The organism is Oligoflexia bacterium (genome assembly GCA_035326705.1).
Lineage (GTDB): Bacteria > Bdellovibrionota_G > JALEGL01 > JALEGL01 > JALEGL01 > JALEGL01.
The window spans coordinates 26181-52108 of the sequence record DAOLES010000008.1; the positions used below are offsets into that span (position 1 = coordinate 26181).

The window sequence follows — 25928 nt, forward strand, 5'->3', positions numbered from 1 at the left end:
CTTAAAAGTAAGGCCGTACCTTTTGAGATAAAATAAAAAAAGCCGTGCTCTTGCGAACACGGCTTTTTAAATTTATTCAGTTTAGCTTCTGCTTAGAAGTAGTAGTGAATACCTACGCCTAAACCACCACCAACAGTTGAAAGATCTGTTTGATCAGCACCTGTAGATGTGTTTAAGTCAATCGCTAAACCAGCTTCAGCACTGAAACCGATTTCTGGAAGACCTGCAAAGCTCCACTCAAAACCTAGGGGAACAGAAATTCTAACTGCACTTACATCGCTGCCTGCGCTGCTATAGATAGCACCAGCACCAACATAGAAGTCTGAGTTTTCTTGTTCTACTACGTCATACAATACACGAGCACCAACATTTAAAGCGTCAGCGGCATCAATAGCATTGAAACCAATGATAGCTTGTACTGTTAAGTTTGAAGAAACACCATATTTTACTGACCAGTCACCATATTTTGTTGAAGAGTTGATCAAGTTGTTACCAGCGATATCGCCTTGGTAACCAATACCAATTTTACCAGTGTTGTCTTTTGCAAAAGCAACAGTTGTTAATAGGGCTAAACCTAATACCAATAGTTTTTTCATTTATATTTTCCTCCGTTTAATTAAACTTAACAAAGAAGTTTCTTCTTTGCTGTGTCATGTCTACCAATCACAAAAAAAAATGTAAAGAAAACAAGCGTTTTTAATATTAAAAAATTTTCATGCCCAAACATACTTTTTCCCCTTTGCATTGCGTCGTTTTATTTTGTATATAAGGAATCTTAATGTTTAAAACTTATAGGTCATATTTGTTTTCTTGCCTTGTTTTTTGTTTGCTCCTCATACAAACAAATTGTACGCAAAAAAAAACACCCGACGTTTCTGAAGAAACTGATTTTGCTGCAGGAAAAAGCATTGTTGACATTGTTGCTCCAATTAAACACAAAGGAATCTTTACAACCGAACGCAAAGATATGTGTGATAATTTTCATGCTTTACTCAACGACACCTTAGCAAAACACCTGTTAAGAGATGCCAGTGATAAAAACGATATACTTCAGCATGCTTTATCTTATCTTAATAACTATCCTGATAAAACCGAGATTGATCATGAATCGTGGACTGCTATGCAAGAACAAAATCGTTTAGTTCCACTGCCTTCAACAGAACAAGAACAATGTGACATGATTACAAGCTTATCGCAAACCACAACTTTTAATTTGAACTTAAGTAAAGATGATGATGCAAAGCTCATTGAAACTTATTTAACCGTGTATCGATATTTCTTAACTTTTTCTGATGGTGGTTTATCAAGCATAGACTACAGTAAAGAAGAGCCTGAAACCAGCAAACGTCTTGGTCTTATTTTACTTGATCGTCCAGACTATAGCCACCCTTTAAATCTTGGCCAACAAGAAAGTCCCTCAGTTAGATATCCAAACTATTTGTATATTCTTGGCACGCACCCAAGAAGTATTTTAAATCAATACCGTCAGGATCTGGTGGGTAAATACATTGTTGCCCTTTGTTCTTCAGAAGAAAACTGTCTCAACATCAATGAACACTCCCTCTCCATCACTTTAAACAAAACATTAGATAATGACCCACAAAAGATTTTTGCCAAACTCTACGATCCAGAAACCGATGTTTATGAAAATTACTCTTTACCTCTTGAACAGTTGCAACAACTTTTTGCCTACAGTTATTTTTATCCTAGCACGAAAAATGAAAATCCAATTTTTGTCCTAAAAATAAGGTCTTTTCGCTCTGAACAATTGAAAGAAGATTTAAAGTATATTTTTAAAACAGATATTCAACACTATATCGATCAGTATGGCTCATACCCAAAAAATATGGTCATTGATTTAAGAAACAATCCTGGCGGTTACCTTACTTTAGCTAAAGATTTAGGAGAGTATTTTTTCCCAAAAAAAACTTTGCTAAGCAACATGTTAACAACCATCTCTTCTGGACAAATGAAAATTTTTCAAAAAAACTCTAATGCCGTGACCACCACTTGGCGTGGAAAAAATCTTTTATACTACCCGCTTTTAACTGAACATGACCATCGCAATCCCAGCTTTATCAATAGCCCATCAAAAATTGTTGTTTTACTGAATCGTGGATCCGCCAGCACCTCAGAAATTTTTGCTGCCGCCATGAAAGATCATCAAGCCGCCATGGTTATAGGTGAACAGTCTTTTGGTAAATTCATAGGGCAACAATCCCGTGATGAACTGTTTGCTGATATCCCCTTAAAGCGCTCCTTGATTCAAACGTACTTCTTTTCTCCCTTGGGTTACTCACATTTTCTAAGTCCACAACTGTTAGACAAAGAACACAATAACCCTTTTGACCACAGTGATTTTGTTAGCATTGCTGACTACCTGAGTTTGGTTAATTTTGAAGACCCCACTACACCCATAACAAGCAACCCAGGCAAACTGGATCTAGACAATTATACACTTAACACTTTACCCTTAATTGACATTACTCACATCCAGCAAACGCAAATCAATACCTTGCCAGAAAGTTGTTCTATTCCAGAAGACTTTTCTCAAATTGTAGAACAAGAGGATTGCCTCATGGATATATCTGATGCTTATTTTTCTCAACTTATACAACTGCAGTAACTGCTTATAAAAGGCCCTTGCCTGGCCTATGGCAGGAAATTATAGCTCTTTACTTTACTGACAACTTTCAATACATTGGTGGCATGAGCAGTTATTTTGATAAAAAAGAAAAGCAAAGAGACCGTGAAAACAAAACTTCTTGGCGTGATATTGATGCAAAAAAAGATGGTAAAAACCCATACCGCTCTTCTGATCACGAACAAAAAAAACTGAGTACCCATCAAGAAAAGCAAAAGAAAAGTCAGGCAAAAAAAGCTCTGGACGAACTTTTTAAACCAAAAAAAAATCCTGCTCAAAGCAAAGCTTGGAAAAGCGTCACTCAAGCCAGCGGGCGTGAATTCCAAAAACAAGCTTTACTGTATATAGAAGAACATGGTTTACCTAAAGCATGGGATGATCTTATGACCTTGCTTGATATTGAAGATGAAAGCATACTGTTTGCTGTTCTTGATCAAATACAAGAGTATGCTTCAGAGCAAAATACAGGAGCTAAAGCCTTGGCCTGTGCTAAGCTGCGCCTAGCCAAACTCAATCATGAAGACTCTGATATTCATGAAACCATTGATCGCTTAATCCATATTCTTTCATAAGATTGATGATGCAGCAGGGTTTACTTTTTGATCAAACTTCATTGGATGAAGAAAAAAAAGCTGGTCAAGCTAAGGTCTATCACCACTTTAACAGCCTTGACCTTAAACATGCCTTGTTTAAGGATCTTCTACAGCAAAAAAGAGAGCCTCTTAACAAAGAAAAAACTTATATACTGGTGCATTCAAATCTTTTAGCAAACCACTTAAAATATTCACTTGGCCAAGATACTTTACCCAACTATCCTTTGTATTTTATTACTTTTTTTGATCTTGCAAAAATGATTTTGTCAAAGCTTGGCATGAACATAACTAAACCTGTTTTAGATAAAACCCTAAGCTTATTAAAATTGCATGATTTGTGTCAGGATTTTTTTAATTATGATGTCCCTAATTCAAGTCTAAATTTTTTAAACAATAAACCAGCTTTTATTCATAATCTTCTGAGTAACTATACTTACTTGGATAAACAGTCTATTTCCCATTGGCCTAATGAGCATGAAGATTTATTGGCCTTGTACAAAAAATATCAGAAAGATTTTTTCAATCATTATTATACTCAAGATTCTTTTTTAAAGCATGTTTCTTCCTGCTTAGAAAAAGCAGATGCTTGCCTACTACCCCATACGCTTTTGGTTTACGGTTTTTATGACTTTTCACCTGTCCAAACTCATTTATTGTCTAAAACACAATTCTCAAAAAAATCCTTGTACTTGTTAACTGACTCTCCTGCTAACAAAATTTTTTCATCCCTACCTTCGCAATCCATTGCGGGAGACGATACTCAAAAAACTAAGCCCTCTATTCCTGTTCACACCTGCAACAATGAGCAAGATGAACTTAATACGCTAAAAACATTCATGCTTGCACACCTCAAAGATAATTCAAAACAGTTAAACAAAATTGCTGTTTTGCTACCCAATCAACATTATCTAGAGCTGTGCAAAAATTTATTTAAGCAACACTGTATTCCGTATCATTGTCCCATAGGCAACTCTATGGAAAAAACCAACTTGGGCAAAATTTTAAACTTATTGATTCAATACAATCTAAGCAAAAAAGAACAAGCTGACCTCACTAAACTGATTCTTGATTTCCCTGGCAAAAAAGATTTTTTAGTTAAAAAAGAGATTTTATTTTTGCTGAAAAAAAATCATGTTTTTAATCAAAAGATTTTATTAAAAAATGAGATAAAAGAATTTTCTAAGCTCAAGCATTTATTAGAAGCCATTGACAACCTTTTTGAGCAAACTCTATCCTACAATTATTTTTTTGAGAGCTTTCTCAAATTTGTAAATCATTTTATAGATCAAGACTGCTTATCTAATCCTGAAGAACATTCACATTTATTTGATTTACAAAAATATTTAAAAACACTTGAAGGTTTTAATTCTGAATTTAAAAGCTCTTCATTGGTCTTTGCTTTGAAACAGTTTTTATCTTTAAAGTGCTCTGATCCTCTTTCAAAAAAAATGTACGATAACGGCGTTTTTTTAGCTCCTATTGACTATGCGGCATTTTTTAGTTTTGATGATATTTATATTTTAGGTTTAAACCAACAAGCTTTTCCTAAACCTGATCAACTATTGAATCTATTAACCATTGAGAAGCCTAACTTAGCTAAGCCTCCTATTGTTTATCAACATGAAAAAGACATTGCTATCTTTAAACAACTTTTAATTTCTTGTAAAAACGCTAATCTTTTTTATGGTCAACACGACCAACTTAAAGATCAAGCCTTACAAAAAAGTGTTGTTTTTGATTATATAGAATCTCATCCTGCCAACAGTCAACACATAGAAAAAATTTATAGCTCTGTTATTGATTATCAAAAAAACAAACTTAGCTCAGATTTAAAAAGTATGTCAGAAGATGAAGTGCTTATCTTTGCAGAAAACAACTCTTGGTTACCTCAGCAAATCAATTGGATGCAATCTTACCTTAGTCCGCAGCCGTCCTTTGATGCTATGAGCGGCCACCTTGCTATTCTGCCAGAAAAAAATCGCGACACTTTTTCTGTTACTGCATTGCAACGTTATGCAACTTGTCCTTACCAATATTTTTTGCATGATGTTTTAGATTTACAAAACCATAGCTGGCCAGAAGATATTTATGGTTTACACCCCCTTGAAAAAGGTGAGATTTTGCACCAAATTCTTTTTTTATTTTATCAGCGTTGTTTAAACCAACAAAAAGTAAGCTTAGAACAAAAAACAATTTGGCTTAAAGAAATCTTTGAAAACCTTAATAGCCAACATGGCAAGTATACCCTGAAAAAACCTCCGTTATGGCCCCTTGAGCAGCTTGGTTTGTATCAAAGAGTTAAAAGTTTTATCGCTTATGAACATTTAAGCAACAATGATTTTTACCCTCTAGCTCTTGAGATGCGTTTTGGTTCATTTAAAAGCAGCTATGAAGATCAAAATTATTCTAAAGATGAAGCCTTATGCTTAAACTATAAAAATAAAAAGTTATACTTTAGAGGTAAAATTGACCGCATAGATATTGACCTTTCTCAACAGCATTTGCATGTTATTGATTACAAGTCAGGAAAAATTACTGCTAAAAACAATGATTTTGCGCAAGGCAAAACCATACAAATGGCGATTTATCTTTTACTTTGCCAAAAATACTTTAAACATATTCCTTTAAAAAATATGCATGCGCGTATGGTCAGTGTTGATCCCAAGCAAAACTTTAGTGAAAAACATCTTAGCGGAGAATACCTAGAGCAACATCTGGATGATTTTTATCAGCTTATTTTTTCTTTAAGTCAGCGCATCAATCAAGGAATTTTTTTTCAGCAACCTGGCAACAATGCTCAACATTGTCAGTTCTGTGACTATCAAATGATTTGTCAAAGCAATGTTGTTAAAAGATCACAGCTGATTCAAAAAAGTCCGGAACTAATTAATATCTTGGAGAAATCATGTCTCGGCTAGAATCTTTTATTCCGCTAGATAATGATATTCGTTTACTTGCAACGGAAAACACTCAAAAAAATCTGTCTATTGAAGCTGGTGCAGGAACCGGTAAAACAACTTTGCTCTCTCAGCGTTATGTCAACACCATCTTAAACCACAATGTACCTCTTGCCCAATGTGTGGCCATTACCTTTACTGAAAAAGCTGCCTTAGAACTAAAACAAAGAATTCATGATCTGCTGCTTGAAAAAAAACGTCCTGACTTGGCCAAAGATGTTTACAGCGCTCCAATTTCTACCATTCATGCTTTTTGTTCAAACTTATTGCACCAAAAACCTCTTGCAGTTGATTTAGACCCTGGTTTTTCACAGTTAGATCCGCTCCAACAACAAAGTTTTTTAAATAACTGTTTCAATCTTTTTTTAAATGAATGCTTAACAGATTTAAATAGTGAAGAAGATTTAAGTTCAAGCCACCCCAGTCAAGTTTTACAACGTCTCAATGCTTACGATATAGACTTAAGAAAAATTAAAACTTTATGTCTAGAAGCCTATGATAATAGAATTTTTTTCATTCATACGCTTCTTAAAAACATCACTTGGCCCAACACTAAAAACTTTATTGCATCTTTGTTGAGCAGTTATAAAAAGCTGTATGATTTAGCTATAACGCACTGCAAAGACAAAGACGATAAAGCTTATCAGGCCATTGAACACATGTTGAATAAACTACAATACTTAACTGAGCAAAGCATGCTTGAGCATATCAGCAGCATCATGTTTCAGTTAAAAATATCATCCAGAGATGGTGCCCAAAAAAAGTGGACTGATGAAAAAACTTTAAAATACATTAAAACCAGTTTTGCTCACTTAAAACAACAATTAGAAAACATGCAGCTTCAACTGGGTCATTGCATTGCCTATGACACCTTATTCTTGCTCAATGATTTTGTCAGTTTTGTTGATCAACAAAAAAAAGAGCAAAGCATCTTGGATTTTGATGATTTACTGCTCTTATCCTTGCGTTTGGTTAAAGACAATGCTTCTGTCCGCCAATATTTTCAAAGCATGTACCGTTGTTTTTTTGTTGATGAGTTTCAGGATACTGATCCCATACAAAAAGAACTTATTTGGTTACTCAGCGGCTTGTATCAAAGTGACCTAAAGCACAGCACATTCATAGTAGGTGACCCAAAACAGTCCATTTACAGATTTAGGGGAGCAAGCTTAGAAACCTATGCCCATGCAACACAAGATTTTAAAAGCAAGCAGCAACACAAACCCATTGTACAAAACTTTAGATCTTCAGAAAAAATTCTAGATTGGGTCAATATGAGTTTTTCTCATCTGCTCAAAGAGCATTACCACCCTTTAAAAGCCTTACCTGCACATACTGGAAAAAATCCTGCCGTTGTTACTTTACAACCCAGTGAAGATCAAGAAGATCTAAATTCACATGCATCTTTGCAAGCTGAAGCTCAATGCATAGCGCTGTACATCAAAAAACTTTTGTTAGACCAAGAGCATTTTATCTATGATAAAACAACTCAGTCTTATCGCCCAGCGCAAGCAAATGATATTGCGCTGATTTACCCAACCAGTACCGGCCTAGATTATTTAGAAGAACACTTGAGAAAACATGGTATTCCTTTTTTATCACAAAGCAGTCGCTCATTTTTTAAACGATCTGAAGTTGAAGGTTTAATTTATATTCTAAATGCTTTGGCCCAGCCAACGGATTCTATTGCTTTAACCGCAGCTTTAAAGACCTGTTATCTTGCCATTGATGATCAAGACTTGTTTACTTTATTCAAGCAAAAACAAAATTTTTGTTTATTGGATATAGACAATACTGCTTTAGAAAATTTAAGCCCGCCTCTAGCGAAAGCATTGCAAAGCTTAAATCAAAGCTACCATGACTTACATCAAACTGCTTCTTATAGTCTTAAAGAAATTTTAGATTGTATTTTAGAACGTTTTTTTGTTTATCCCGCACTGGCTTTAAGAAAGCATCAAGCTCAAGCACATGCCAATATAGAAAAGTTTATGCTTCTTACTCAGTATTATGAACAGTCGGTGTCTTCACACTTATATGACTTCACCCATTGGTGTTTATCCAATCAAGACAAAAGTCATGATCAACCAGAAGCCGCTATCAATACCCAAAACATCAATGCCGTTCAACTGATGACCATGCATAAGTCTAAAGGTCTTGAGTTTCCTGTTGTGATTATGGCGCAATTGGCCAGCAAACCTATGCCTTATCCAAACTTTCTAAAACAAAGTCATGCTCAGCGCTATGGTTTTGGCTACACCCATAGTGGGCAAAACATGTATACCCATGATTACGCTCAGATGATCAACTATGAACGCAATTCTATTTTACAAGAAAAAAAACGCTTGTTGTATGTGGCTTGTACACGGGCCAAAGATCGTTTGGTGATTAGCCAGTTTTCTAGTAACAATTATAAAGACAGCTACCATGCGCTTTTGCAGCCTATTTTACAGCAAACTCAATCTCTTCTTACGCCATTTAAAATTGAGAATGATCATGATTTAATACAAAAATCACTGTTTACTGATCAAAATCGTAATCCTGATGTTATCACACAAGATGCTAAGACTGTTTTTTCCAATTATCAACAAGCCATGACATCCATAATAAATTGGCAGACCAAGCTTAATGCACTTGTTTCTGTAAGCCAGCAAGAGACCTTAAAAAAACATACTTTAGAACAGTCTTTAGCCACAATTGAAAAAAGTTCTTTTGGAAGTGCGTTTCATAAAATTATGCAAGATCTGACTGAATTAAACTTTAAGCCTGAATATATTGGTACTGTTTTATTGCAGCATGCTGTTGATGAAAAACAACATAGTCAACTCCAACCTTTAATTCAAAAGTGCTTAGACCATCAGCTTATACTACAGGCTAAAAAAGCACCGATTTGCCATGCCGAGTTTCCTTTACTCATTAAAAAACAAAATAACCTTACACATTCCATGTACATTGATCTTTTATTTTTTGATGGTAAGCATTGGATTTTGGTTGATTATAAAACCGATGAACTAGAGCATAAAAATTTGGAACAGCATGCTTTAATTTATCAAAAACAAATTATAGCTTACCAAGAAGCGTTAAAACATTATAACATTCAGCTTAATCAAGCCTTTGTCTTTTTTGTTAGACATCAACATGCCGTTGATTTAAAAATTTAGTTTTCTAATGTTTATGATCATTATTGGTGTTTGTTCTTCCTCTTTTTTCTAAATTGCTTGTACAGTCAATAATAGTACATACATTGCGCATTAATCGTGAAAGCATAACACTATTCTCTTCAGCACGGTAAAGATCTGGATTGTAAAGATTGATAAAAATATGAAACAAGGCCAAAATTTGTTCTTTATTTTTTGCTTTATTAACACTGTCAACCAGGGCATTGAGTTTGTTTATGCCTATAGAAAAATAAATATCCGGATCATAAAAACCTTTAGCCTTGAGTAATGCCATCAATAATAATTTTCCTAAAGAATCAATCTGATACTCTTCATAGGCAAAACCAAAACGTGTTCTTCGGTTTACAGCTAGCTTTCTTAACTCAGTATCAATCATATTTTGTGAAAATAATTCTTGTTGGGTAAAGTTGTTCATGTACTCATCAGTGGGTATCATCGTGTAAAATGCCATATTTTCATCGATAAAGTTTTTTGACTCATCAGATTTTTTAAAGCTAATTTCCGTTTGAAATGCTTTAAGCACAAGCAAATTAAATGCATTCACTTGTTCATCATTGTATGGAATAATTTCATACTTGTAACGCAAAGCTTCTGCTTGTTGCAATTGCATGGCACTGGCTTTATTGATGAAATCAACCACCTGCTTACGATAAGCTTTTTCATTTCTGAAAACTTTATTCTCAACAGCTTCAATAATATTTGAAAGTTCTTCAATATCAGAATCAAAATTACTTTTTGCATTGGCTACAAAGGCTACGAAAACGATTAACCCTATAATCAATTGTTGATATGTTTTCATGACCCACCCCAGTCTATATATGCTATGTTAATTTTAAACTTATCTCAATATTGGTTGAGCAGCCTAATTTAGAGGTCTGCATTTTTAGTGCCACACAAAAATCAGTATTTTCAGTAGCTTAGCAAAATATAATTGCGAGTTGAGACATTTTTTTCACGCTATTTAGGTTTGTTTATGACTAAGTATTTAAGAAAAGGTCTTTTTTATTTTTTCTTTGATACCTTTACTGTGCGTGATTTTTTCACCGCTTTCTTTAGCAAAGGCTTCTAAGAGTTCTTTTTGTTTGCTGCTTAAACGCTCTGGAACTTTAACATTCAACTGCACATATAAATTTCCACGACCATTGCGTCTTAGATAAGGAACGCCTTTACCTTTGATGGTCACTAAATCTCCCGGCTGCGATGCTTTTGGAATGGTAATTTCTTCATGACCATCCAATGTTTCTACGCTGCATGTTGTGCCTAAGGCTGCTTGCGCCATACCAATGTCTAACTTACGGTATAAATGTTCATTTTGCCGCTCAAATAAATTATGCTCAGCAATATCTAAAAATACAAATAAATCACCGTTTGGCCCCCCCTTGCTGCCTGCTTCACCTTCACCACTTAAACGAACCTGCATACCATTTTCTACTCCTGCTGGAATATTAACATTCACTGTTTTTCGTTCAAGATTTCTGCCAGAGCCTGAGCAGTCCTTGCATGGATGGGTAATGACTTTACCTGCCCCCCTACATTGTGGGCAGGTACGTGCAATAGAAATAAAGCCTTGGTTTTGTTGGATTTGACCATAACCTTGACATTGATCACATACAACAGGTTCATGCTCTTTATCATGCCCTTGGCCATCACAAGTTTGACAAGAAACCTCACGTTCAATTTCAATTTCTTTTTCACAGCCAAACACTGCTTCTTTAAACTCTATTCTGCATTGAACTTGCAAATCACTGCCACGTCTTGGACCTCTACGCCGTGAACCAGATGAAAAACCACCACCACCAAAAAAACTATCAAAAATATCTCCAAAGGATGAAAAAACGTCGTCCATATTGTTAAAGCCAGAAAAGCCTTGTTGATTGAGACCTGCATGACCGTATTGATCATAGATGGCACGTTTTTTTTCATCTCTCAACACTTCATAAGCTTCAGAACATTCTTTAAACTTGGTTTCTGCTTCTTGATTATCTGGATTAAGATCAGGGTGGTACTGACGGGCCAAGACCCGATAAGCTTTTTTTATTTCTACTGCAGATGCTGTTTTTGATACCGATAAAATTTCGTAATAATCTCGTTGTGTCGCCATACCCTATACCTTACCTTCCTCTACGGTTGCGCCGCGACTACCCAGAGGAAAATCGATTTATCTATTTTGATGAGACAATATAGTGCATTTTTCCTAATTTGCAAGAGCTTAAGTCCATAAAAAAAGCCAGCTTGAGCATAAAGCGCTTAAGCTGGCTTTTATTTAGTATTTATTGATTTGTTAATTATCCAATATTACGTAAAATCAAAAACGCAATAGCAAGACCAAACAACACCAAAGATTCGATCAAAGCAAGACCCACAATCATTGGCATGAATACTTTATCAGCTGCTCCTGGGTTTCTTGCTATACCATCTAAAGCTGATGATAGTGCTTTTGACTGTCCCATTGCACCACCAAAAGCAGCAATACCCATACAAAATGCTGCTGCAATTGCATACCACATGTTTGCTGCTGATCCAGCCACAGTATTAACTGCTTCTGTAGCTGCTGCGCTATCATCAGCAAAAGCTACACCAAAACCTAATACCAACACCAATCCAAAAATATGTTTAATTGACATGTTTTCTCCTTATTTGATTTCCTCTATATTACAAAATTAACGTAATATCCTTTTTTTAAAAAACCGCCTCAACAAACCTATTTTGCCAACGCAGGAAAGTCTCGAGGAGAGACTTTCTTTTCGACCTGTAGCGTTTGGCCACCGGTCTCATGCTCTGTTTCACCAGAACATGTAGGCATGCGTATGTTTGCATGCCCAAGCTTTAAAAACTTATATTTTGCTTACACACCTTCCACAAATTTTTTATTAGTGATCATGCGCCGTTGCAAGAGATATATACACCATTGATAAAACGGTAAATATAAATGCTTGCATAAAACAAACAAAAATTCCCAGTACCATGAATATAATAGGTAGTAAGATTGGAACTAACCCTGAAAAAATTCCAAGAACCAAATGATCTACAAAAATATTAATAAACAATCTCACTGAAAGTGTCACTGGACGAATAAAATTTGACATGATTTCTATTGTGCCAAACAGTAAATGAAATGCCACCAATGGAATAATTAAAAATAATTTTAAGGCTACGCTTTTTACACCTTGGATAGATATTGGCGCTAAAAAATGTTTTAAGTAAGATGGACCATGCTCAGAAAAACCAAAATAGTTGTAAGCAATAAATGAAATAATTGCTATAGCTGTACCTGTTGCCCAGTTTTCTGTAGGTGGTAAAAACCCAGGGACCATACCAATCAAGTTTGAAAAGAAAATAAATATAAAAATTGTTCCTACAAAAGGCAGATACTTATAATGATGCGGCCCTATAATATCACGACTTAAACCCGCTAAAACTTCAACCAACAATTCAAAAAATGATTTTAAATTAAACTTTTTTTCCGGCACCAAGTTTGCCCTAATATCTCGTACTCTTGGATATACAATCCAAGTACCTGCTATCAAAATCAGTACAATAAAACTTGCTGTCACCATATGTACATTATGATGATCAACTCCAGGTATAATGTGAAACCAAGTTTTTGGATGATGTCCCATTTTTTACGTCCTTAAAAAATTTATAAGCTATTATACTGTTAAAGACTCATTTGAATCTTCACGCCTTCCGGTGTGCTCTTTAGCTGTAAAAAGTGTAATCGTCAAGATCATTCCAGTTGCTGCTAAAGCAAACCACAGAGCATCCAAATTCATATAAGTCAGGCAAATATACGCCCCTGCAAATAGGCCTAAAAGCTTTAATAGCAATAAAAAGCCACCTTTGACTTGTTCACCACTTTTTTTGGCCATAAAAATCATTTTGCCAATTTTAAACAACAGTAAAAAATTCAAATACATAAGACCAGCACCGCAGATCACGGACCTGGCCGCAGTTTGACCAGAAACAAAATAAGCACTTGTTGTTGCCAAAACAGCAAAAACAATAGCACCACTGTGCATCAACTTGTTCATTACTGCTAGGCATAATGCCTCTGTCATTATCCGTCAAGTCTAGGTAAAGTTTTTTTCTTTTTTAAGTGGCTGATATTATTGATTTAATAAATAGCCAATGATCAAAACCTGAGGCACTGTGACCAAAGGTAAAAATAAGGCTATTTTCCACGACTTTGTCGTTTCTTTTAAAGACATAATCTCAGTATAATCTGTAGAAACCCCGGCCATTAAAAAGGTAAAACTGTTGCCTGGCGCGGCTGCTCTGCTCATAAAATCAGCGGCCACTGGTGCTGCGCCTTCTGAACATACTTCCAATAGCGTGGTAGCAACAAGGGTTGCCCCCAAGCCTAATAAACTCGGACCAAAGTACTGGGCAAAAATATCTGCAGGCACATAAGTTTTAATAACACTTGAAAGCAGCGCCCCAAAAACAATCCACTGGATAATCATTTTAGAATCTTTAAAGCCATTGATCAGCATTCTACCTACATCTTCCCATTGAAAGTGATACGCTGCCCAATCCTGTTTTAACTGTGTCCAGAGCTTAAAGTCAGGCGCCAATTCAATTTGGTGAGGGTTAGAGGGTAATATTCTTTTATTTTCCAATAAATCAAAAACCATCCCAGATACAAAAGCAATCAGCGCAGAAAGAATGACAAAAACCATCATCCACTTAAAACCCATCAAAGCCCAAAGAATAAGCGTTAAAGAAAAAGAGTTCCATGGACTGGCAATTAAAAAGGCCATGGTCTGTCCCAGACTTGCTCCCCGTTCATAAAGCTTCATGCCCACCATTAAAATACCATGGTTGCATAAATCCAAGAGTAAGCCGGCCAATGTTGCCCGCAATAAGCCAACTTTGGTCCGAGGTTTGCCTAAAACTGAGATCACATATTCTCTAGGAACAAACGATAACAAACCCACAAATACAATCCCTAAGGCAATGCCCCAAGACATTAAATTCATCAATTCATAAAAAGCATGCAGAAGATGAGCAAATTTATTATCAATATTAAAATAAAGACGATTGAGTAAATGCCCGCCGTACAATACACAGGCACAAAGCACCATTAATCTAAAAAAAGAATACCAAGATTGCTTGTTGTTGCTTGGGTGACAACTGCTTGGTTTTTCTTCTGTTGAGCAACAATCCATGCTCAGACCATACGCCGCAAAACTAGCCTTGTCAACGCAGCTGCTGATCTTTGCCATAGTCTTTGCTTACATACTGTTATTAAATTTAGTTTACTTATGGCTTGTGTTTTTGTTGCCAATGTTGGTTGGCTTGTTCAATTTGAGAAGAGTCATCTTGTTTATTCCACTTTTTTAAGGTGTTTCCTAACCAACCCTTGTAAAACAGATACACTTTTCCATCAATTACCTTGAATGTTTCTGGATCTATTTCTACCAAGTCACCATTATCTGCCATGGCATAGGCACACCAACCTTTATACTGGGGTAAATATGCTTCTGGATTGTCTATAAACGCTTGTTGATTGGCTTTAGAACTAAAGTAAATCACAGTTCCATCATATTTGTACTCAAAATCTTTTTGACCTTTGATGGCTTTGTTTTGCTTGATGTAAGCCACTGGATCATAGCCAGCAATCAATGCACCTTTGCTTTGATAATAACTCACTGTTTGCTTGGCATAAATCATGTTGAAAGCAAAAAGCCCTAAATATATGCTTATTCCAATATTCTTGCGCATGCTCTTTACAAACACGATTGGTTTAATATTCATTATTTGACTCTATATTTTTTTCAGTGCTTCTCTATGCGCACTGATGGTTTGTTGCAATATAGTTTCATCGTGGGCGGTAGAGACAAACCAACACTCAAAGGCTGAGGGTGGCAAATAAACCCCTTGCCCTAACATGGCTTGAAAGTACTTACTGAACTTTTCTTGATGGCTCTGTTTGCTGCTTGCAAAGTCTGTCACTTCACTCTCTGTAAAAAACAGGGTTAACATTGAACCCACGCGGTTCACTTTGACTGCCACATCTGCTTTTTTTGCTTCTTTTTCTAACTCTTCTTGTAAATATCGACTACGATGCTCAAGGCTTTCATAAGGGTTCTCATCTTTAAGCATCTTTAAGGTTTTAATGCCCGCCGCCATGCATACGGGATTACCAGACAATGTCCCAGCTTGATACACAGGTCCTACTGGAGCAACATAATCCATTATTTCTTTTTTACCACCATAAGCGCCCACCGGCATACCGCCGCCAATAATTTTACCCAAACAGGTTAAATCAGGTTTTACATCATACAAGCCTTGGGCGCTGTGTTTATGCACTCTAAAACCGGTCATCACCTCATCAAAAATATAAACAATGCCGTATTGATCACACAGTTTTCTAATGCCTTGCAAAAACCCTGGTTTTGGTTCTACCAATCCCATATTACCGGAAACCGGTTCTATAATAATAGCTGCAAAATCTTTAGGAGATGTTTTAATGGTTTGCTCCACCATTTCTAAATTATTATAGGGAATACTCACTGTGTTCTTGACCGTTTCTTCTGGAACACCCGGTGAGCCTGGAATGCCTAATGTTGCTACTCCCGAACCCCCTTCAACTAAAAATGCATCTGCATGTCCGTGGTAACAACCATTGAATTTTAAGATTTTTTTACGTCCGGTATAACCCCGTGCCAAGCGAATAGCACTCATGCAAGCTTCTGTACCTGAGTTTACAAATCTAACTTTTTCTACACTGGGGACACTTTGTGTAACCAGTTTTGCTAATTCTATTTCAAAACCACTACAAGCACCAAAAGATGTACCGTTACGTAATGTTTTTTCTATTTTTGCCAATATATCAGGATGCGCATGCCCAAAAATGAGAGGCCCCCAGCTCATCACATAATCTATATAGGTGTTGCCATCTGCATCTGTTATTTTAGCTCCCTTACCTTTTTCTACATAAAAAGGATGTCCCCCAACAGATGCAAAAGAACGAACCGGTGAGTTCACCCCTCCAGGCATGATTTTTTGGGCAGACATGAACAATTCTTCAGATAAAGGTCTTTTTAAAGTCATGAAAAGACTATAAACAAAAGCATAGAGAGTGACAACTAACCATTTTAAAACCACAATTTTTGTGACAGCTCTTTCAAGCAGCTAACAGCGGCTCTAAATATCAACCAATCTTTCATTCCTTTAACATCAAATTTTTTATAAAAAGCAATTGCATTATCATTCCAGCCTAATGCCCACCATACAAAGCCAGAACAGCCTTTTTATAATACTTTGTTTGCCGTTATCTAATTTACATGCTTAAATTATGCTTATGAAAAATAGTTTGTTGATTGTGTTTTTAATGTTAAACGCTCACTCTCTTATTGCGGCAGCAAAACATTCTGCATCTAAAAAAGATGCTCTTAGGCAAGAGTTAAACTATGGCTATGCCTTACTCTACAATGGGGTTAAAGGCTTGGTTTTAGCAGATCATTACTTGTTGATAAAACAAGAACAAGCTTCTTTTAGAACGTTCATGCAGGATATGCAAAGTATGGCCAGTCAAATCATTAAAGACTTGGATCGTTTGCAGAAAGATTTTCCTGCTTTAGATTATTCAAGCACAGGACAACCCACAATTATCTTAGAAAAAAATGCTCGCGTGACCAAAGATAGGTTGTTGAGTCTAGCACCCTTGGTTGGTAAAAAAGGTATAGAGTTTGAACACACTTTGCTGCTTTCTACAGCAGCAATATGCAATCAAATGCGACATCTAAGTCATGTGATCAGCAAAAAAGAGCCCAATAAAAGTCTTAAAAAAGTTACAGCAGACATTGAAAACACCCTCAATAAACAATACGATGCTATTGTTTTACATTTACAAAAACACTACTTTGTTAAGGAATAGTTTTGCTTATTTAAATTTTTTATTCTGACGTTTGCGCAAGGCCTTGGTTCGGATATCAATAATTTCTGGATTGGGATAAAAACTTTTAGCCTGCAAATAAAAGCTTTTAGCTTTGGCAAAATTATCCATTTCTTCATATGCAGCTGCAATATTGAATAAGGCCTCCCCTTTTTTATCATCCTTGGGTGCCTGCTCTAAAACTTTATGATAATACTCTATGGCTTTTTTTGGCATGTTGCCAACATAGGCATTGTTGGCAATGGCAAAAAAAACTTCTTGGCTTTGAGCTTGACTTGGGAAGTCTTTAAGCAGCTCCATGTACTCTATATCAGCTTGCTCATACTGGTTAAGCTTACTATAACATTCTGCCATGGCTTTTTTTACTTGATATTTGTTGGGGTAGTCTGGTGAGATATCCAAAAGCTTTTCATATTCAATAATGGCTTGATCGTAACGTCTGAATATATTTTTTTGTATATGCGCTATCTCTTCTTGTGCCAGCAAGGTGTAATTGCCCACAGGAAACTTATCCACCAACATACTGTAATTTTGATGGGCTTGTTTGATATCCAAAAGAATATCTTGTTGAATTTTGGCTGCTCTATAAACAGCTTGCGCTGCTTTTTTATGATCTGCATATTTTTGCGCAAATTTTAAATACGCTGCCACACTTTGAAAATAGCGTTTATTGCTTTGTTGTTTTTCTGCTAGATAAAAAGCATATTGAGCACAGCTACTCAAAAAAACAACGCTGAACAAACTTATTATAATAATAACTTTTTTCATCTGTCCACTTTGATAGCAAAAATACACCGCCCTGCCCATAAAAAAAACCAGCAGAGTTTCAATCGTAAACTCTACTGGTTTTTTAAGTTTATTTAAACGGATAAAATGGTTATTTTGCTTGCTATTAGCCGCCGTTGGGGCCGCCACCTCTGCGTTGTAAACCGTCATCATCTTTATTTTTGATGTAATCAGGATCACCAGCTTCTGGATTATGTGTTTTCCAGTAGTCTGGGTGTTCATAATTCCAGTTTTCTGACTCTAAGCCATCATCATTGTAGTTATCACGCTGAGTTTCTTCCTGAATTGGCTCACACCAGTAGGGAGGGTACTCTTGACCAGATTCAAACCACATTTTTTCACCGGCATTCCAATCATAGACTTGAACAGGAACGCAGTCACTTCCTCTATAAATGGGTTCATCAGATAACTGACCATTTTTTTGATCACCATGATTTAAACAGTTGCATGCCTCAGGGTCATTGCTACAGTTTTCTGGATCAACTTCATTCCAATTTTTGTAACGCCCTTCACCCATGGCATCATCATTGTAATTGTTCTGTGTAGGATTTACACATCTATCCTGACGATCATTCAAATCATTGTAGTCAATAGGGTTCGTATTACGTGTTGGCATGGCGTCGCTACCGTTTTGTTGATAGAACTGTTCTAAACCCATTCTCTCTTGTGCAAAAGCGCTTGTACAAGCAACCATGATTAACACTGTCATTATTTTTTTCATTTTATTTTTCCCTTCCTTATTTTTTGTTTAATTTTATTTTTTTTCAATTGTAACTTCTGCCAAAACAATCCCTGAAGCGCTCGTTATTTTGATATAGAGACGAGGCAAATTGAATTGCTCTATTTCCCATGGATTTGGTTGATGCTGCGGCTTAACTTCCCAAGGAACATAACTTTGATTGCTAGTTTTTTTGGGTTGAATGATGCTTGCTTCTACCCAAATGTGTTCACCTTCTGATATTGCCAAAGGGGCTTCTTTACCATTAAGATCAATGGCAAATGCTTCAGTGATTAATTCTGCTCTATCAGGAGATTTTGAATAGGTATCTTTAAAGGTAATGGTACCACTGACAAAACTAACATCTCTAGGTTCAAAAACCAAACCTTCATTTAAGCTTAATGAAGCTTGGTAAAAATCAGATGTTTTTTGTGTGATGCTATACTGACCCGGCTGCTGCGCAAAACCCACTGAACAAAAACCAACGACAAGCAAACTTAAGATATTTTTTACCACGTCATCCCCCTTTGAAAGAATATTTTTATCAACACTCTTCTGCTAACACAGGCCATAAAAACAACAAAATTAATAATATTTTTTTTTAAATTAATAATATTAATTATTATGTGCCTTCAAAATAACGCGAATAGTTATAATTTTTGCTATAAAAAAGGGTTTGTATCCTTAAATACAAACCCTTAACTAGGGGACCATACTGCATGTGTTTTTCCTTAAGCATTTAAAACACCAGAAAACCTCCAGGCAAAATCAAGCTTGGTTTTCACAAGGTTATTGATTACTCATCCAAAGGTAAATCTTCTTGTGCAGTATCTTCATTAATAATTTTTGCTTGTGATACCAGACTTTCACCAGCTTTAACCTTCATTAAACGAACGCCTTGCGTGGATCTACCCATCACTGAGATACCACTGGCTTTGGTCCGAATAATCTGGCCTTGATTGCTGATTAACATCACATCATCTTCATCCGTGACTTGTGTAATCCCTACAACTGGCCCGTTTTTATCGGTTACTTTAATGGTTATAATCCCTTTACCTGCTCTGCTTTGTGCTCTGTATTCTTTGGTGTCAGTACGCTTACCATAACCGTTTTCAGTTGTGGTTAAAATGGTGCTCTCTTCTACAAGAACATTCATACCAACAACTTCATCATCACCTTTAAGCGTAATCCCTCTTACACCTCCGGCTTGGCGACCCATGCTACGCACATCTTTTTCACCAAAGCGAATGGCCAATCCATTTTTAGTGGCTAAGAAGACATCGTTTTTACCATCAGTGATCTCTACTCCAATCAAACGATCTCCATCACTGATATTACAAGCAATGATCCCTGATAAACGCGGGTTTGCAAACTGCATAAGGTCTGTTTTCTTAATGCTTCCTTTGCGTGTAGCCATCATGATAAATTTATTTTCTGTAAACTCTTTTACCGGTAAAATAGCTGTGATTTTTTCAGTGCCTTTTAGTTGAACCAAATTTACAATAGGCTTACCCTTTGCTGCTCTTCCAGCTTGTGGAATTTCATGCACTTTTAACCAATACGCACGGCCACGATCAGAAAAGACCATGATATAAGAATGGGTGCTGGCCACAAAGACATCGGTCACAAAATCTTCATCTTTAACACCGGTACCCACTTTACCTTTACCGCCACGACCTTGACTTTTGTACAAACTCACCGGGTTACGTTTGATGTAACCAGCATGGGTTAAGGTAACCACCATTTCCTCTTCTTCAATGAGATCTTCTTCATCAAATTCTTGAATCTCTGCTTTGATTTGACTGCGTCTTGGGTTAGCAAATTGTTCTTTAATTTCGCCCAACTCATTGCTGACAATTTCGTAAACCAAACTCTCATCTGCCAAGATGGTTTTAAGTTTTTCAATCAGTTTTATAATGTCTTTGTAATCTTGAATGATTTTATCACGCTCAAGATTGGTTAAACGTTGTAAACGCATTTCTAAAATAGCGGTGGCTTGTTTTTCACTCAGTTTAAAACTTTTGCACAAACCTTCTTTAGCAATCACTGGATCTTTAGATTTTCTGATTAAAGCAATCACTGCATCCAAATTATCCAAAGCTATTTTTAAACCTTCCAAAATATGGGCTTTGGCTTGGGCTTTTTTAAGTTCAAATAAAGTTCTACGGGTTACCACTTGTTTGCGATGTGCAATAAACAAACTTAAGGCTTCACGCAAACTGACTACTTTGGGTTTGTTGTTAACCAAAGCCAACATAATCACCCCAAAAGAGGTTTGCATTTGTGTATTGGCATAAAGTTTATTTAAAACAACTTCTGGTGTTGCGTCTCTTTTAAGTTCAATAACAACACGCATACCATCGCGATCAGACTCATCTCTTAAGTCAGATATACCTTCAATTTTTTTATCTCTAACTTGTTGAGCAATGGTTTCAAGCAATCTGGCTTTGTTAACCTGATAAGGCAACTCATTGACAATGATGGCTTGCTTGTCGCCTTTTTTGTTGATGGCTTCTAAAGTAGTTTTTGCTCTGATTTTAAATTTACCGCGACCGGTTTCATAAGCTTTTCTGATTCCGCTTTTGCCATAAACCAAACCTGCCGTTGGAAAATCTGGTCCTTTAACAATTTTAAATAACTCTTTGTCTTCCAATTTGGGGTTGGCAATTAAGGCATTTAAGGCATCACAAATTTCACCCAAGTTGTGTGGTGGAATATTGGTGGCCATACCCACCGCAATACCACTGGCCCCATTCACCAAAAGATTAGGAATTTTTGCAGGCAAAACTTTTGGTTCATTCAAAGAATCATCATAGTTGCGCGCAAATTCAACTGTATCTTTATCTATATCTCCTAAAAACTCTTCCGCAATTTTATCCAAACGAATTTCTGTATAACGCATGGCTGCCGCTGCATCACCATCAACAGATCCAAAGTTACCTTGACCATCCACCAATGGGTGCCGCATAGAAAAGTCTTGGGCCAAACGCACAATGGTATCATAAATAGCTGTATCACCATGTGGGTGATATTTACCCATGACATCCCCCACAATACGAGCCGACTTTTTATAGGGTTTGTTGTGATAGTTGGCCATTTCATACATGCCATACAAAACACGGCGATGCACCGGCTTAAGACCATCACGGATGTCAGGCAAAGCACGCCCAACAATAACGCTCATGGAATAATCCAAATAAGCGGCCTTCATTTCCTCCACAATGGATTTTGGTGTTTCTCTATCTATTGTCATTAATGACATAACGTTCCTTCCATTTTACAAAACAAAAAACAATTTTTATCTGCTCAAACAATAGACTGCTATGCAACCCAAACTCGCAGTACGAAATTTATTTTTTGCTTTGTTATCATATATTTTAAAAATTTTTTAATCCCTATACATCCAAATTTCTAACTGCCAAGGCATTTTGCTCAATAAATTGCCGACGTGGATCTACCGCATCCCCCATCAGCACCGTAAAAATTTCATCGGCTTCTACAGCATCTTCAATGGTAACCTTAAGTAAGTTGCGTTTACTAGGGTCCATGGTGGTTTCCCACAATTGATCTGGGTTCATTTCCCCCAAACCTTTGTAACGCTGAATGTTTAAACCTTTTCTGGCAAAACTTAGAATATATTTCACCACATCAAACAAACTGTATTTTTCAACATTTTTATCTTTGGCAACCAACTCATAGCTTTCATCTAGAAAAGCTTGCATTGCTTTTGCTTTCTTGATCAAGTTTTGCATGCGTTCACTATTTAAAAACTTTGCATTTAAAACAGTGTCTCGCTTCATGCCTTTATCTTTGCTACTGATCACACAAACTGGTTCACCCTCGTTTTCTTGAAGTTGGTAAACTGCTGGCATAATATGTGGATAATTTTGTTGTATATAAGCTGTAACTTTTTTCTGTAGATTTTCAAAATTGGTTTTATTGTTAAATGCTTCCATGCTGGCCAAGTTTTGCATCAACAAAGCATCAACCACACGCCATTCATTTTTGCCACTGGCACGCAACAAGCTATCTTGATAGCTTAAATACTGACTGACAAACTCTTGCAATTTTTTCTTGGTTAATTTTTGTTTACTCTTAGGCAAGTGTAACTCTATATCTTCCACCACCAAATCTAACAAATAGCTGTTGAGTGCGGCTTCATCTTTGAGATACTTTTCACTATTTTTCTTTTTAACTTTGTACAACGGTGGTTGCGCTATGTACAAATAACCACGCTCAACAATATCTGGCATTTGTCTGTAAAAGAAAGTCAACAACAGCGTCCTAATGTGTGCACCATCGACATCCGCATCGGTCATAAGAATAATTTTATGGTAACGCAATTTTTCCATATTAAAATCTGCTTTACCAATCCCCGTGCCCAATACTTGAATTAAAGTTTGAATTTCATTGGATTGAATCATTTTATCAAAACGTGCTTTTTCCACATTAAGAATTTTACCTCTTAAGGGTAAAATAGCCTGACTCTTGCGTTCACGTCCTTGTTTGGCAGAACCTCCCGCTGAATCTCCCTCAACAATATACAACTCACTTAAAGCTGGATCTTTTTCCTGACAATCTGCTAACTTTCCTGGCAAAGATGAAAACTCCAACGCACTTTTACGACGCGTTAGATCTCTGGCTTTACGGGCAGCTTCACGCGCTCGGGCAGCTTCAACCACTTTTAAAACTATTTTTTTAGCTTCTCTAGGATGCTCAGCTAAATAGTTAGACAAGCCCTCATTAACAATGGTCTCAACAATACCTTTTACTTCAGAGTTACCCAATTTGGTTTTGGTTTGTCCTTCAAATTGAGGATCTGGAACTTTGGTTGAAATAACAGCGGTTAATCCTTCTCTGACATCATCCCCTGAAGGTTTTTCTTTCACGCCTTTGAGCAAATTATTTTCAGTTGCATAGTTGTTAATGCTACGAGTTAAGGCTGAACGAAAGCCAATTAAATGGGTTCCCCCTTCAATGGTGTTAACATTGTTAACAAAGGTAAAAACATTTTCTGAATAGCCATCGTTGTATTGAATGGAAAGCTCTACTTCAATGTTATCTTTACTGCCTTTTAAGCTAACCGGCTTATGAAAAGTCTCTTTATTTTTATTGAGGTATTTAACAAACTCTTCAACACCACCCTCATACTTAAATTTTTGTTTTTTATCGGTTCGTTCATCTTCTATGGTAATGGTGATACCAGAATTTAAAAAAGCCAATTCCCGCATGCGACTGGCTAAAGTTTCATACGAATACTTGGTGACTTCAAAAATTTGTGTATCTGGTTTGAATGTGACTGTGGTTCCTGTTTTTTTAGAGTCACCCACAACCTTTAGCTTGCTGGTGGGAACACCTCGTTCATAAGATTGTTGATGTTTTTTACCTTCTCGATGAATTTCAAGCTCCAGCTTTTCTGAAAGGGCATTCACACACGATACACCCACACCATGCAAACCCCCAGAAACCTTATAAGTTCCATGATCAAATTTACCTCCTGCATGCAATTTAGTCAGCACCAATTGTGCGGCTGGAATTTTTTCTTTTTCATGGATGCCCACTGGAATACCGCGACCATTATCTTTAACCGTAATAGAATTGTCATCGTGAATGATCAAATTTACTTCAGTACAATAGCCCGCCAAAGCCTCATCAATGGAGTTATCAACCACCTCATAAACCAAATGGTGTAAACCACGAGTATGGGTGTCTCCAATATACATACCAGGTCTTTTTCTTACGGCTTCTAAACCCTCTAAAACTTTAATGCTCGATGCTGAATAATTTGATGTATCTTTAGCCAAAATAAATCCTTTTTCTTTTTTTTAAGAGCGTATTTCACCCTTTTTATTTTTCAAAACTTGCTTGTTATACACGTCTTGGCGCACAATGGCCAGCATAAATTTATCAAAATATGCGCAAAAAACCTTTTAAAATTAAATAGTTATATAGATTTGTTTTGAGTTATTCTTGCTGTTTCCAGAGCAGAGATTTCAGTGAATGTTCTGTAAAACCTGACTCAATTTGCTTTTGTTTATAGATACTTGCCCCCAATTTTTGACTCATTTCTTCAATGTTTTTATCAGCACTGGCAATAAAAGTCTGATATTTTTCTGTTTTTAGCTGTTCTAATAAGACATGGCGTCGCTTTGCATCTAAAGTTCCACCTATATCATCCAGGAGCAATATAATATTTTGATTGATTTGTTTAATATGGTTCAGTTCAGCAAATTTAAGGGCCAACAAGGCTGAGGCTCTTTCTCCTTGTGAAGCATAATGATTGAGGTCATAACCTCTCAAGTCCAGCTGAACATCATCTTTATGGCTGCCATACAAACTTCTGGCCAATGCATGCTCAAGCACTGACTTTTCTGCAATGGATTGTGCAAAATCTGATTCGTTTTGCTTATAGCTAACTGTCAGTTGCCCTTTGCCTGCACTGATCTCAGTATAATAATTAGTAATCGGTTGAAAAAGTTGGTCTATTACGCTCTTGCGTTTTTGACGAATTTTTTGATTGTATTGAATCATCTGTTGATGCCAAGGAGATACCTGGTCCAGATAAACTTTTATATCAAGCTTGGCTTTAAGCAGACTGTTTTTTTGAGTCAGCGCTTTTTTATAGTCTTGCAAAAGACCAGCATAAGCGGGGTCTTGATAAAACAAAATGTGATCTAAATATCTTCTTCTGTACTGTGAAGCCCCATTAATCATGGCTACATCTTCAGGAATTAAAGATATACAAGCAATGCCCTGACAAAATTCACTTAAAGCTTTTGCTTTTGCACCATTTTTATACAACTCTTTGCTGCGTGCTTTTAAGACAACTTCTCTGCTTTCTTCTTGATTTAAGGTCACCTGAATTTTACAGTAGGGTTTTTCATTTTGAATAAATTCTTTGAGTTTGCTGGTTTTAAACGATTTTCCGGTTAAGGCAATATAAATGGCTTCTAAAACTGTGGTCTTGCCACAGCCATTGTCTCCAACAATAACATTAAGGTGCGCATGCGGCTCAATCTGACATAAGTCATAGGGGCGAGCATTTTCCAACTTCACTTTATCAATACGAATCATGCAGCAAGAAACCTATACATTTCTTGGTTTGAAGTAAAGCTTCTCTCATTATCCATACACTTGTCATTCAACATAAAAAA

The 25928-nt window shown here is 36.4% G+C and carries 20 protein-coding genes; 5 read left to right on the forward strand and 15 right to left on the reverse strand.

The window, feature by feature from the left end; genetic code table 11:
- Nucleotides 1–92 precede the first annotated feature (92 nt).
- Complete coding sequence (locus PKC21_09605; protein ID HMR25593.1) at nucleotides 93–584, reverse strand: hypothetical protein; 492 nt, start codon at nucleotides 582–584, stop codon at nucleotides 93–95.
- Between the two features lie 194 nt (nucleotides 585–778).
- Here PKC21_09605 and PKC21_09610 point away from each other — a divergent pair, with 194 nt between their 5' ends.
- Genes PKC21_09610 through PKC21_09625 form a run of 4 tightly spaced genes read left to right on the forward strand, consistent with a single transcriptional unit; the run spans nucleotide 779 to nucleotide 9352 of the window.
- Nucleotides 779–2626 (forward strand): S41 family peptidase, encoded by a 1848-nt coding sequence (locus PKC21_09610; protein ID HMR25594.1) that lies wholly within the window; start codon nucleotides 779–781, stop codon nucleotides 2624–2626.
- Nucleotides 2627–2643: 17 nt separating this feature from the next.
- Nucleotides 2644–3216 carry a hypothetical protein gene (locus PKC21_09615; GenBank protein ID HMR25595.1) on the forward strand — a complete coding sequence of 191 codons (573 nt, stop codon included), beginning with the start codon at nucleotides 2644–2646 and terminating at the stop codon, nucleotides 3214–3216.
- Between the two features lie 8 nt (nucleotides 3217–3224).
- Nucleotides 3225–6155, forward strand: coding sequence for a PD-(D/E)XK nuclease family protein (locus PKC21_09620; GenBank protein ID HMR25596.1), 2931 nt, complete (start codon nucleotides 3225–3227; stop codon nucleotides 6153–6155).
- Nucleotides 6143–9352 (forward strand): UvrD-helicase domain-containing protein, encoded by a 3210-nt coding sequence (locus PKC21_09625; protein ID HMR25597.1) that lies wholly within the window; start codon nucleotides 6143–6145, stop codon nucleotides 9350–9352. The genes PKC21_09620 and PKC21_09625 overlap by 13 nt, the downstream gene beginning before the upstream one ends.
- A 4-nt stretch (nucleotides 9353–9356) precedes the next feature.
- On the opposite strand, the gene PKC21_09630 is transcribed toward PKC21_09625, so the two are convergent.
- From PKC21_09630 to hemL, 8 genes are all read right to left on the reverse strand, one after another.
- Nucleotides 9357–10169: a hypothetical protein gene (locus tag PKC21_09630; GenBank protein ID HMR25598.1), complete on the reverse strand. Its 813-nt coding sequence runs from the start codon at nucleotides 10167–10169 to the stop codon at nucleotides 9357–9359.
- A gap of 186 nt (nucleotides 10170–10355) precedes the next feature.
- Entirely contained in the window at nucleotides 10356–11471 is a 1116-nt protein-coding gene (gene dnaJ / locus PKC21_09635; GenBank protein HMR25599.1) for a molecular chaperone DnaJ, read from the reverse strand.
- Nucleotides 11472–11655: 184 nt separating this feature from the next.
- Nucleotides 11656–11994, reverse strand: coding sequence for an ATP synthase F0 subunit C (locus tag PKC21_09640; protein ID HMR25600.1), 339 nt, complete (start codon nucleotides 11992–11994; stop codon nucleotides 11656–11658).
- Nucleotides 11995–12240: 246 nt separating this feature from the next.
- On the reverse strand, nucleotides 12241–12990 hold the full coding sequence (atpB, locus tag PKC21_09645; GenBank protein HMR25601.1) for a F0F1 ATP synthase subunit A: 750 nt from the start codon (nucleotides 12988–12990) through the stop codon (nucleotides 12241–12243).
- 30 nt (nucleotides 12991–13020) lie between these two features.
- The gene (locus PKC21_09650) at nucleotides 13021–13401 is read right to left on the reverse strand and encodes a hypothetical protein (GenBank protein ID HMR25602.1); all 381 of its coding nucleotides are present in this window, start codon (nucleotides 13399–13401) and stop codon (nucleotides 13021–13023) included.
- Nucleotides 13402–13476: 75 nt separating this feature from the next.
- Entirely contained in the window at nucleotides 13477–14595 is a 1119-nt protein-coding gene (locus PKC21_09655; protein ID HMR25603.1) for a permease, read from the reverse strand.
- A 37-nt stretch (nucleotides 14596–14632) separates the two neighbouring features.
- Complete coding sequence (locus PKC21_09660) at nucleotides 14633–15094, reverse strand: YHS domain-containing (seleno)protein (GenBank protein ID HMR25604.1); 462 nt, start codon at nucleotides 15092–15094, stop codon at nucleotides 14633–14635.
- Between the two features lie 42 nt (nucleotides 15095–15136).
- The gene (hemL, locus tag PKC21_09665) at nucleotides 15137–16426 is read right to left on the reverse strand and encodes a glutamate-1-semialdehyde 2,1-aminomutase (protein HMR25605.1); all 1290 of its coding nucleotides are present in this window, start codon (nucleotides 16424–16426) and stop codon (nucleotides 15137–15139) included.
- Between the two features lie 250 nt (nucleotides 16427–16676).
- Between hemL and PKC21_09670 the strand changes: the two genes are divergently transcribed.
- The gene (locus PKC21_09670) at nucleotides 16677–17252 is read left to right on the forward strand and encodes a hypothetical protein (protein ID HMR25606.1); all 576 of its coding nucleotides are present in this window, start codon (nucleotides 16677–16679) and stop codon (nucleotides 17250–17252) included.
- A gap of 6 nt (nucleotides 17253–17258) precedes the next feature.
- On the opposite strand, the gene PKC21_09675 is transcribed toward PKC21_09670, so the two are convergent.
- The 6 genes from PKC21_09675 to recF form a co-directional block, all read right to left on the reverse strand.
- Nucleotides 17259–18038: a tetratricopeptide repeat protein gene (locus tag PKC21_09675; protein HMR25607.1), complete on the reverse strand. Its 780-nt coding sequence runs from the start codon at nucleotides 18036–18038 to the stop codon at nucleotides 17259–17261.
- A gap of 124 nt (nucleotides 18039–18162) precedes the next feature.
- Nucleotides 18163–18777: a hypothetical protein gene (locus tag PKC21_09680; protein ID HMR25608.1), complete on the reverse strand. Its 615-nt coding sequence runs from the start codon at nucleotides 18775–18777 to the stop codon at nucleotides 18163–18165.
- A gap of 33 nt (nucleotides 18778–18810) precedes the next feature.
- Nucleotides 18811–19290 (reverse strand): hypothetical protein, encoded by a 480-nt coding sequence (locus PKC21_09685; protein ID HMR25609.1) that lies wholly within the window; start codon nucleotides 19288–19290, stop codon nucleotides 18811–18813.
- A gap of 280 nt (nucleotides 19291–19570) precedes the next feature.
- Nucleotides 19571–22036 carry a DNA gyrase subunit A gene (gene gyrA / locus PKC21_09690; protein ID HMR25610.1) on the reverse strand — a complete coding sequence of 822 codons (2466 nt, stop codon included), beginning with the start codon at nucleotides 22034–22036 and terminating at the stop codon, nucleotides 19571–19573.
- A 133-nt stretch (nucleotides 22037–22169) separates the two neighbouring features.
- Nucleotides 22170–24578, reverse strand: coding sequence for a DNA topoisomerase (ATP-hydrolyzing) subunit B (gene gyrB, locus PKC21_09695; protein HMR25611.1), 2409 nt, complete (start codon nucleotides 24576–24578; stop codon nucleotides 22170–22172).
- Nucleotides 24579–24738: 160 nt separating this feature from the next.
- Nucleotides 24739–25848 carry a DNA replication and repair protein RecF gene (gene recF / locus PKC21_09700; protein HMR25612.1) on the reverse strand — a complete coding sequence of 370 codons (1110 nt, stop codon included), beginning with the start codon at nucleotides 25846–25848 and terminating at the stop codon, nucleotides 24739–24741.
- Between the last annotated feature and the right edge of the window lie 80 nt (nucleotides 25849–25928).